General features: G+C 35.8%; 11 protein-coding genes. 3 read left to right on the forward strand and 8 right to left on the reverse strand.

The genetic code is table 11. The features are described from left to right. Positions 1-80: 80 nt before the first annotated feature. From FZC41_RS10160 to FZC41_RS10180, 5 genes are all read right to left on the reverse strand, one after another. Positions 81-1,178: an ABC transporter ATP-binding protein gene (locus FZC41_RS10160; RefSeq protein WP_148567301.1), complete on the reverse strand. Its 1,098-nt coding sequence runs from the start codon at positions 1,176-1,178 to the stop codon at positions 81-83. Beyond that, positions 1,163-2,833 (reverse strand): ABC transporter permease, encoded by a 1,671-nt coding sequence (locus FZC41_RS10165; RefSeq protein ID WP_148567302.1) that lies wholly within the window; start codon positions 2,831-2,833, stop codon positions 1,163-1,165. Before FZC41_RS10165 ends, FZC41_RS10160 begins: the two co-directional genes overlap by 16 nt. A gap of 97 nt (positions 2,834-2,930) precedes the next feature. Next, positions 2,931-4,019: an ABC transporter substrate-binding protein gene (locus FZC41_RS10170; RefSeq protein ID WP_148567303.1), complete on the reverse strand. Its 1,089-nt coding sequence runs from the start codon at positions 4,017-4,019 to the stop codon at positions 2,931-2,933. Positions 4,020-4,058: 39 nt separating this feature from the next. After that, complete coding sequence (locus FZC41_RS10175) at positions 4,059-4,679, reverse strand: PHP-associated domain-containing protein (RefSeq protein ID WP_148567304.1); 621 nt, start codon at positions 4,677-4,679, stop codon at positions 4,059-4,061. Between the two features lie 220 nt (positions 4,680-4,899). Beyond that, a complete protein-coding gene (locus FZC41_RS10180; protein ID WP_148567305.1) occupies positions 4,900-5,178 on the reverse strand; it encodes a hypothetical protein in 279 nt (92 codons plus the stop codon). Positions 5,179-5,321: 143 nt separating this feature from the next. Between FZC41_RS10180 and FZC41_RS10185 the strand changes: the two genes are divergently transcribed. After that, positions 5,322-5,915, forward strand: a complete 594-nt coding sequence (locus FZC41_RS10185) for a type IV toxin-antitoxin system AbiEi family antitoxin domain-containing protein (protein ID WP_148567306.1) — start codon at positions 5,322-5,324, stop codon at positions 5,913-5,915. Positions 5,916-6,047: 132 nt separating this feature from the next. Then, positions 6,048-6,224 carry a nucleotidyl transferase AbiEii/AbiGii toxin family protein gene (locus FZC41_RS17640; protein ID WP_243136693.1) on the forward strand — a complete coding sequence of 59 codons (177 nt, stop codon included), beginning with the start codon at positions 6,048-6,050 and terminating at the stop codon, positions 6,222-6,224. Between the two features lie 207 nt (positions 6,225-6,431). On the opposite strand, the gene FZC41_RS10195 is transcribed toward FZC41_RS17640, so the two are convergent. Further along, the gene (locus tag FZC41_RS10195; protein ID WP_148567307.1) at positions 6,432-6,614 is read right to left on the reverse strand and encodes a hypothetical protein; all 183 of its coding nucleotides are present in this window, start codon (positions 6,612-6,614) and stop codon (positions 6,432-6,434) included. A 509-nt stretch (positions 6,615-7,123) separates the two neighbouring features. On the opposite strand from FZC41_RS10195, the gene FZC41_RS10200 reads away from it, so the two are divergent. Further along, complete coding sequence (locus FZC41_RS10200; protein ID WP_148567308.1) at positions 7,124-7,576, forward strand: very short patch repair endonuclease; 453 nt, start codon at positions 7,124-7,126, stop codon at positions 7,574-7,576. Between the two features lie 24 nt (positions 7,577-7,600). Here the strand turns inward: FZC41_RS10200 and FZC41_RS10205 are convergent, their stop codons facing one another. Together FZC41_RS10205 and FZC41_RS10210 are read right to left on the reverse strand one after the other, a co-directional pair. Continuing rightward, a complete protein-coding gene (locus FZC41_RS10205) occupies positions 7,601-9,658 on the reverse strand; it encodes an ATP-binding protein (RefSeq protein WP_148567309.1) in 2,058 nt (685 codons plus the stop codon). Between the two features lie 119 nt (positions 9,659-9,777). Then, complete coding sequence (locus FZC41_RS10210; RefSeq protein WP_205737070.1) at positions 9,778-11,043, reverse strand: DNA cytosine methyltransferase; 1,266 nt, start codon at positions 11,041-11,043, stop codon at positions 9,778-9,780. Positions 11,044-11,089: the final 46 nt, after the last annotated feature.

An 11,089-nucleotide genomic window follows, 5' to 3' on the forward strand; every position in this document is an offset into this window, starting at 1 on the left:
TTTTAATCAAAAACACACTGGATGTTTCAATTTCATCCTATAAATATTACACCATTTCTAATTCGTGATTTCCAATTTTTTCAACGATCTGTACAAACTAATATTTTCGACTTTTTCACTGGTCCCGAATCGTCCCTCCGTTTCACGTCTTTTTCAAAAAGTACGATTTTATCTTCCTGAAAGGATATTTTTACAGAATCTCCAATTTGAATATCTTTATGAAGCTGACTTCCCATTTCATCTAAGAAGATATAGCGTTCTTCAATTTTGATTTTATAGCGTGTAATCGCACCAAGGTCTTCCTTCAAGGTGACAATCCCTTGCGTGCCATGATCCGAAATTTTAAAATACTCCGGTCGGATCATGGCCACAGGATTATGGAGTGTATTCGGTTCTAAGGCTATTTTCCTATTCAAAACTTGAATTGTTCTATCTTTATTCAATAAATCTGTTTCAACAATGAAAAAATTTGCCTTTCCAATAAAGTCGGCGGTGAAAAGATTTTTGGGGGTTTCATAAATATTGCGGGGGGTATCACATTGCTGTATTTCACCTTCATTCATGATGGTTATCCGATCCGCAATTGACATGGCTTCTTCTTGATCATGCGTTACATAGATACTCGTAATACCAAAGTTTCTTTGTATTTCTTTGATGTTGGTTCTCATGGTAACCCGCAGGTTTTCATCGAGATTTGACAGGGGCTCATCAAACAGCAGGATATCGGGTTTTATAACCAATGCTCTGGCCAAAGCAACGCGTTGTCGTTGACCTCCTGATAAATCTTGGATCCTCCGATTTTCATAATCTTCCATTTCCACAGCTTTCAAAATATTGCGCACAGAATCTGCTATTTCTTTTTTTGAATATTTCCTGATTTTAAGTCCAAATGCTACATTTTCATGCACCGTCAGATGCGGAAATAAAGCATAATTTTGAAAGACCATTGCCGTATTTCTTTTTTTGGCATGTAAAAGGCTGACATCTTTATCATCGAAGAATATTTTCCCATTTGTCATCGGAATCAAACCTGAAATCATCCGAAGAAGCGTTGTTTTTCCACAGCCAGAAGGGCCTAAAAGTGCCATAATCTCACCGTCATGAACCGAGAGAGAGACATTTTTCACAGCAAAGACATGATCATATTTTTTATCGATGTTCTCTAGTTGGATTTGCATGGTAACCTTCTTTCTATTTCTTCAAGAACACTTCTCCAGTTAATGAGGAGATAGAATACTAACAGCAATGTTAAATTCAAAAGGGAGAGCATCATTGATAATGCTGCTGTAGTGCCGAGGGATTCACTTGTTATGGTTTGAAAAATAATCTGTATAGCAACTTTATTTTTTGGAAGCAGCAGAAAAATGATGGCTCCAAGTGTTGTCATGGTACTCGAAAATATTTTCAAAAACGAATTGAAAAACGAATCTTTCAGCATCGGTATGACTACATGAATAAAAGTATATATTTTCCCGGCTCCTAAATTATAAGCGGCATTCTCAAGATCACTATCCAAATGCTCCAGTGTTGAGTAACCTGTCTTGAGGGGCATATTAATTGATCTTGCAATACAGATACAATAGATTATAACGCCTGTTCCCAATAAAACAACAGAGGGTGCATCCTTAAAGATATATTTTCCAATTCCGAAAAGAGGATATTTAAAAGTGACCAAATAGCCAACTCCAAATAGAACTCCTGGAATTGCCGCGGGGAATACACAGATAAAGTCCACAAATTTTGAACCGATTATTTTTTGTCGGTGTATCAAAAATGCTAATACGGAACCTAAAAGTGAGGCCACAGTCGCGGTAATAAAGGCCAATTGCACACTGTTATAATAAGGCCGTAAATCTTTTGAAAAGGCGATCTGTAAATACTGCAAGGTAAAGGTATAATCATAACCCCAATTTTTAGTAAAGATACCGATGATGATAAAACTAAATTCGATCACAAAAAAGCTGACGGTACCTATCGTACAAATAATCATTAATATTTTAACAAACTTAGACACATATTGATACTCCATGTCCATGGGATTCGATGTTTCAGAGGTGTATTTTCGTTTATTACGAATACGCCTTTCCATGAAAAAGGCAATCAAGCAGGGGATGACCAAAGCGATACCTGAAATCGCAGCTGTCTGCATATTATAAACACCTGTGATTTGAGTGTATATATCCGATGCCAGTGTCCTGAAGCTTCCCCCAATGATTAAAGGGGTTGAAAAATCTGCCATGGATGCCAGGAAAACAAGGAGTGCGGCCGCCGTGATTTCAGGAAGCATCATGGGCAGCGTGACTTTAAAGAGAATGGTCAATTCTGAAGCGCCTAAGTTCCTAGCGGCATTTTCTAACGTGAAATCCACTTTTTCGATAGATGCCGAGATCAAAAGGTAGGCCAGTGTCGTTAATGTGAGAACCTGCAAAATTACGATGCCCTGCCATCCATAGGGACTGATACTCAAATGGAGGAGCCGATAGGTGATAAGGCCTCGCTTCCCAAACAACATAATAAATGCAATACTGCCCACAAAAGTCGGATTCACAAGGGGAAGCAACATCAGGACTTTCAGGATGCCTTTCCCCCAAAATCGAAAGCGCTTTAACGTGAATGTCACAATAAGGCCGAGAATTACTGAAATACAGGTCACGGTAATGGAGACAAATAAACTGTTTTCAAGCAGTTCCCAGACCCGGGTAATCAGATTTTGGTCTATCACCGAAAAATCTGTCAATCCATAAATGAGAACCATGATGATTGGTAAAATACAAAAATAAAACAATACCATAATAAGCGCTGCCTGTGCAAGATATAATAATTTTCTTTTCAATTATTTTGCCTTCCTACTCATATAAAAAAAGAGAAGCTGTGCAGTGTAGTTCCAAAGGAACCACACTGCACAGCTAATAATATGGATCAACGATCAACTATTTTTGTGATACTTTTTCATTCCATTTTGCCAAAATATCGACACGTTGAGTTGCATTGGCTTTGAAATCGGTGGGGAAAAGCTTAATATCTGCTAAAGCCAATAAACCATCTGGTACGGTTACATCGTCACGAACAACTAAAGCTTTTTGTGCTTTTGCAACTTCTTCCAGTCCTCGTTTAGAGAGCAGCCAATCTTCAAAGACTTTCGCTTCGTCAGGGTGTTTGCATCCTGCTAATATTGCAACCGGTTGTGGCCACCAGCCAGTTCCGTCGGTTGGATAAACAATGCTTACTTGAGGATTGTTTACTTCTAAAGATTTATCACCAGTACCGGCGTTGATTCCAATCGCCGCTTCACCAGCGATAACATTGTTGGCTGGATCGCTGCCTCGTGCAGTAAAGTAAGGAACTTGTTGGATAAGTTTATCAAGATAAGCCCAGCCAGTTGCATCCCCTCTGGTTTGTAAAATTGCACTGACTGTATTGTATGCCGTACCTGAGGAAGCAGGATCAGGCATGGATACGAGGCCTGCTAATTGCGGTTGTAACAGATCATCCCATTTTGTCGGCATTTGAATTCCTAATTCAGCAATCATATCTTTATTAACCACCCAGTTTACAATGGTAAGCGATGTGCCATACCAGTATCCATTTGCATCTTTCATTTCACTGGGGATATTTGCATCTTCAACAGAGGTATATTTTTCTAAATAACCACTTTCTGAGGCATTGATAAATGTGTCTGCACCACCGGTAAACCATACATCGGCTACGACGGTACCAGAATCTTTTTCATTTTTGATTCTTTGCAAAATCTCACCATTCTGTAAAGTTAAATTTGCAACTTTTATCCCGGTGTCAGCAGTAAAAGCATCTAATACAGGAATAATTGCATCGGTAACACCATAAAGATTGATGGTTGTGCCTTTCATAGACTCTTTATAGTTCTTTGTCCAAGCCGTATTGGATGTTGTAGATGCATCCGTGGTTTTATTGTTTCCATTGCTGCATGCTGTTACCGTAAACAATAAAAACAATGAAAGCAGTAGCGCTGTTAATTTTGCGAATCTCTTTTTCGTTGTCATCTTTTTCTCCTAATAATTTTTTTATGTGAATCACATCCATTAAATAATTTCTATGATTTCATAACCTTTTAAAACAGCTGGTTTAGGGGTGTGATTTTTGAAGAGCGCAATAAATTCTTTCAAGCTTTTGGCGTGTGTCGGAAGCCAAGTAGCATATCGACCGACTTGAACCACGTGGTGTGCATCGCTGCCGCCAACAGGATGAAGATTTAACTCTTTGCACCATTCCAGCGCTTTTCGATTTTCCGCTATGGTACTGTTTCCATTTAGCACTTCGATTCCGGTTAAACCAGTCACCTTCCCAAGATGTTCTTCCAGTCCTCGCTTGTTATTACGAAATGGATGGGCGGCAAAGCAGATGCCATTTTGATGGGTCACATAATCGATGAAATGCTGGGCGCTCAAATTTGCCACGGGAAGGCTGTCGATACCAAATGCAAGGATATCTCCCTGTAGCGTCAAGTATTCTGTGCCTACAAAAATAGGGAAATCAACTTCTTTTGCATAACGTTCAGCATAGTTTTTTAATCCCATGCTATCATGATCTGTAATACAGATACCGTCTAATCCTGACTGACGAGCTTCAAGTACCATGTCCTCTAATGAAATCTTACTATCGAGTGAATATGTACATTCATGTAAATGCATATCAACAAACATGTCATGATCTCCTCAAAATTGTATTTTGAAATTTTAATACTTGAACTTAAATATTTTGTTGAATGTAATCGTCTTATATTCAATGACATCAATAATATCATAAGTAAATAACAGTTTACAAATAACAAAGTGGAATAACGGAAATATTAATATTACAAAATGGAATACTCCTGATTGAGGATATGGATCGCGGCTTCATTTGTTAAACAGTTACTGCATTTTATTGGTTATAACCTTTCAAAATCGTTATTAAAATGCTTACAGCACCGCCAGTTTGTCCGCAAAGTCCTTGACAAAATAAGGCTTCGCCTTTTGGATCACGGTATGCCCTTCCATTTCCCGCCGGAATTTTTTTCATGATAGCATCATACGCCAGCGGTGGGGCGATGAGCATCTTCGGTCCACCAAAGCGCGCCACTGCTTTGACATCCGTTACCTCAATAATTTTAGGTTGATCCTTGCTGTCGTTTAGTTTTTCATTAAATGATTTCTTAGCCATATCGCTACTGCTCCTTTTATTCTTTATTTTGTTCTTGTGGTGGTCATATGGATTTCAATTTTTTCTTTCGTTTTATTTGTACATTCACACATCATTATGATACAATATAATGTGTGAATGTACAAACATAGGAGGTGTTTCATATGATCTGCAATGAAACCATTCAAGAACTATTAAACAAAAACAATGGATTTATTACCGCCAGTCAAGTTACAGTTGCTAATATTCCACGGCGTTGTCTCACCGAACTGGTTAATGAAAATGACTTGTATAAAATAGGCCGGGGTATCTACGCACGTCCGGATGTTTGGGAAGACGAGATGTACATTCTTCAATACCGCTATAACAAGGGGATTTTCTCACATGAAACAGCCCTATATCTTCATGGGATGAGTGATCGCACCCCCATAAAATTTCAGATGACCTTTCCCCAAGGTTATCATTCGGCCTCGATCAAAAACGAAAATATCATCATAAAAAGAGTAATCCCTGATATTTATAATCTGGGAATCACCGAATTGAAATCTCCCTGGGGCAATATTCTGCGGGTTTATGACATCGAACGCACCTTGTGCGATATCGTCAAAGGTAATAACACAAGTGACATTCAAATTGTGAATCAGGCGATGAAGGCCTATGCCGGTTCCAAAAATAAAAACATCAACAAACTCATGGACGATGCGGAAAAACTCCGAGTAAAACCTAAGATATTAAACTATATGGAGGTACTGTTATGATTACCAATAATCCCATGCAATTAAAAACGTTAATTAAAAATAAAGCAGTTAAAAAAAATATATCCGCACAACTGGTTATGCAGAATTATCTACTGAAACGCATCTCATTATCGCATTTTCATGGGATATAATTTGGAAACCATCCTGGCTGAAAAGCTGGAAACCATATTATCTCGGGGTGTTGCCAACACCCGACCAAGAGATTTTTATGATATCTTTATTCTGTATACCCTGCCAAGGTCTGAAATAAATCTCAATATCCTAAAAAGAGGCTCTGGGAAAAACGGCAACCAAACGAGGCAGTATTGAACTTCTCCCGAGTTATCAGAATATTATTGCCAATGTTCTTGCCAGTCATCAAATGCAGAATTTCTGGAAGAAATACCAGAAAGATTTTGACTATGCCAAAGAGCTAACTTATGAAGCAGCTTGAAGCACCATCACTTCAATAATGGATAAACTTGTATAATCATGTAATTGCTTATACAGCGTCATAAGTGTATGAAGGGAAGGTTCTTACGTGTTCAAATGGAAACTGCACAAAAGAACCGACCCTCTGATCATCGGCCGAATCATCTTGACCTTCTTATTGATGGCATGAAGACTGTTTTTGGACGCAATTAACCCCAATAATTGCTGCGCTGCATCATCAACCAAAAACCCTGCCTCATCCGGATCATTGACCATAATCGATGCCATGAACTTGTTAACCAAAGCAATTTGGCTTTTAAGGCCATGCTCTTTGACCTGATCAAGCTTTTTTCAACGGTCTCGGTCAGGTACTTGATTAATATTTTAGCAGTCTCGGCCTCATCGATGGGACCGATTTCGCTGTGCAATTCCGTATTGGCAGCGAGTTCTTTTTAGATGGTTTGGATGATGACGGTTTCGTATAGGCCTGCTTTTAGCATCGGTTTAGCATGGGTTTCTCCTTGTTGGTTTAGGCTGATTGCAGTTAAATTAAGCAGGGTCTGGAAAACCACTTAACACATAATCTGAAATATTTGAAATAAATCTTCCTTATTTTTTAACTTAAAGAGACGCTAACCTGAATCTTTCAGCAAATTTTATTATAATTTATGTTATTATAGATAAATCCAACGAATTCAAAATTTGATATAAAAGTATTTTGGGTCGAATGCAATGTATAATCCAATGCTTATTAAACGTTTTCATTTAATCTAATTTCAAGGCGGTACCTAAAACAAATGGATAAAATAACAAAAATCCAGCGAAGTGCAAATATGTCAAAAATCAGGTCAAAAGGAACATCACCTGAGATGTTTATTCGTAGAGAACTTCACAAACGCAGTCTGCGATATCGAGTTAATTATTCAAAAATTAAAGGGACTCCTGATCTTTATTTTACGAAAACACACACTGCCGTATTCATCAATGGATGTTTCTGGCATCGGCATGAAAATTGCAATTATACCACTACACCAAACAGCAATGCTGAATTCTGGGAGAATAAATTCTCTAATAACATCCAACGTGATGAACTTATAAAAGTTTCTCTGAAAACATCAAAAATTCGTATCCTGATCATCTGGGAATGCACAATAAAAAAGATGATGAAAAACACAGACTTCTGTGATGAAATGCTGAATGACATCATTCAATTTATAAAAAATACCGATTTTAATTATCTGGAAATATAATCAACGTTATTTCTATCACTCAACTTATATAAGCGTACTAAGCTTATTCTTACACCCCACATTAATACATTCATAAAACACTTTTTCATTTTCAATCATCAACTTCATAGTATTTTTGCATTTATTACATTGTACCTGTGGAGTGTACTTTCGGGTTGGATAAAATATTTCTGGATTATCAATTGCTTTACTGTTGTATTGTGGCAACGTTAACGTTTTCTTAATACTTAGTTCTAATTTGTCTTTATCAACAATAATTCCTAAACCTTTACTAATCATTACATCAAAAAAATCAATTAATCTAAAAATTTGATCTGTATCTTGCAAATTTTTAAATTTAATTCCACTAAGAGCATTATCACTGGGTTTTTCAACATCTCCAAAATCTATATCAATGATAACATTTAAACAATTTTGATTCGTTGCCCATGCGGCACCAACTTCACCTAAACATACATTTGAATCATAAAATGATTTGCTAAAAATAAAGACAACCATTAAGTCTTTTCGAAAACATTCCTTTAAATAATTGAAAATATCTTTCCCCTGTGGTACACCAAATCGAGGATCAGAACTAAATATTACTGATTCTTCAGCATTCACCCCATAGTCTTCCAAAACTGATATGATAAACCGTCCATATAATTGATGGCTCACCTTATGACTGATAAATATCTTCTTTGTAGACCTACTTAACTGAGTTGCTCGAACAAATTGCAAGTTTTCTGATTGTATAATCTCTCTGTCTTGTTCATTCAATTTTTCTTTTAAAATCCTTCCTGTTTCAGTTTCATTGATAAATTTCTCTTCAATTTTTTTTGCCTCTGCCTGCTCATCATCTTGTTTTTTTAACTTCAGGACTTCTGCCTTTTTTGATATAATATAACCTAATAGTTTTTTGGCAATTTTAATTGTTTCTGTATAGCGTGTATCACTTTCTTCATAACCTCTACGATTACTTATGGCCATATCTTTCAATTTTTCATCTTCAAAAACATCTACAAACAACTCACCAATAACATAAGCCTCATAATTCGAATTCGACTTAATCTTGGACAGAATATCATATTCACCAAGTTTTCCTCTTGAATATAAAGAAATCCTGTTATCGTTTATCGTAATTATGTCTTCATCCAAACCATCTACCCCGACAAATTTTTCTTCTAATTTACGCAAACTTGGTAAAGTATCTACAGTACCCATCCAACCATTAAGCGTAAAAGATGTTGTAATATTTTCGCCATTAATATCTTCAACGGTAATGTTATATGGCATTGGCTCAAGTTTTGATCTCGGACGTTCCATAAGGAAATCATTGAAATTTTTAAGAACTTTATATTTCTTTAAAATTGAATTATTATTAATTTTTTCAAGTTTTTCCTTGTGTTCTTCTCCGATAATTATGATTGTATCCATAATAGAAAAATAATCCAACTCTGATCTGGTAAGCGCTTTGTATATTTCATCGTTTTTTCTGATATGAATTTTGAAATCATTATCATTAACATCAAACATTCTAATCAATTTACTCACAATAAATCTATAGCTATATCCGATTTTTTTGCTAATATTATATAATTCTATGCGTGTCCCACTGCCATTTATCGATGTTCTATTTTTAATAAATTTTATTACATTGCTGCTTATTTCCGTTGGTTCTGATGTATCTGTTCCCTTCGACGATTCTTGTGTAATTTTTTTAAAATCTATCGCACATCCACATTTTTTATTATTCTTCACTGACAATACTTTGATATTATTTGTTAGTGAAAAAACAGCTAGTTTTCCAATACCTTTTCTTCCCATTATGAGTCTACCCATATTTGTTTTAACTTGGCCTTCTCTTTTGTTATACCCAATATTCAAGAAAGAATTATTAATATCCTCTACTGTCATACCAATGCCATCATCCTCAACAATAATTGAGTTTTTTTCAGTATCTAACGAAATCCAAACATTTCCAGCATCTGCATCATACGAATTTGCAACTAATTCAGCAATAACACTTGGCGTATCACCGTACAATTGCGATCCCAAAAGTTTGAGAACTTTCCTGTCTAACTTAATCTTATAATCTGCCACTTAGCCCTCCTTGTTCATATGTTTCAAAATTTATATTTTTTTGTTTGCATGTTAGCTTACTAATTTATACTAATCACTATCAGCAAACAAATTCTCATAATTCAAAACAGCAATTGCATTTAATATTTATTTGATTTATTACTATTTAGTTTAATGGCTTTTTTTATAACCATCGCTATTTTTTCACCCATCAGTGGAGGCACTGCATTGCCAATTTGAACGAATGCGGCTGTTCGAGAATCTTCAAAATAATAATCATCCGGAAAAGACTGAATTCTGGCCGCTTCTCGCAGTGAAATAGATCTGTTTTGTTTGATATCCGGATGTATATAATAATGCCCGTCTTTAGAGATATGTGCAACAACGGTATGTGATATTCCATTACCTGGTACGACATTGAATCGATCCAGGAAACTCTTTGTGTTTTTTTGGGTAATTAACTTTTCAGGCAATTCATTATACTTCAGTTTTTTTTGAGAATCATTCCAGTAATTCACACACATTCTATAAATTTCAAGATCAATCTCTCGATTGGGTCTTATTTCCTGTTGCAGTAGATAATTAAAGTCATCATCCTTAATATGCAAATCCTTTAAGCAATCATTGACCAAACCGGATTGTTCGGAAAAACTAACCTTGTCACCTGCCTGCATAATAGGAATATCTTCAAACAGATCCTTAATTGTATATTCAGAATTACAATCTGGAAATTTAGGATACTTAAAATCAATATGCTCCTGCCAACCAATAATTATCACTCGTTTTCTGGATTGCAGAACTCCAAAATCTTTTGCATTCAAAACTTTATGGTCTATTTTATAGCCCAGATCTATCATATCTTTTTTTATCTGTTCAAAAATAGTTCCGTCTTTTGCAGTTTTAATGCCCATCACATTTTCAAAAACAAAGTAGTTTGGTTTATAGTATTTAATAAAGCGTAAATACTGCAAATACAAATAATTTCTCGGATCATTTTCCATACGCTCCGGATCACGGCTCCGACCTGCAATTGAATAGGCTTGACAGGGTGGCCCTCCGATAATTATTTCTATTTTATTATTTTTTTTATTCTTTAATTTTTGATCAATATCATTGAAAATGTTTTTATAGGTTTCATCAGAAATTTCCTCATGAATAACTTTGTTCAGAATTTTTTCCGGTACCATTTCATATAACTCATCTCTCGTAATTTTATTCGAAATATAATTTATATAGTCATTCAGCCTATCTTCTTTTTTTAAATAATAATAAGCTTCTCTGGTCTTTAAAGTCAACGATGCTGCTCTGTCTTTCTCCACATGTGCAACAATATTAAAACCACATCGACGAAAACCTTCAGAAAGACCACCTGCACCTGCAAATAGATCGAGACAATTCAAAAACATCACTTCCTTTCAAATATAACATTATTTAATTATACCAGGTTGACGT

It is taken from the genome of Acetobacterium paludosum, from assembly GCF_008086595.1.
GTDB lineage: Bacteria > Bacillota > Clostridia > Eubacteriales > Eubacteriaceae > Acetobacterium > Acetobacterium paludosum.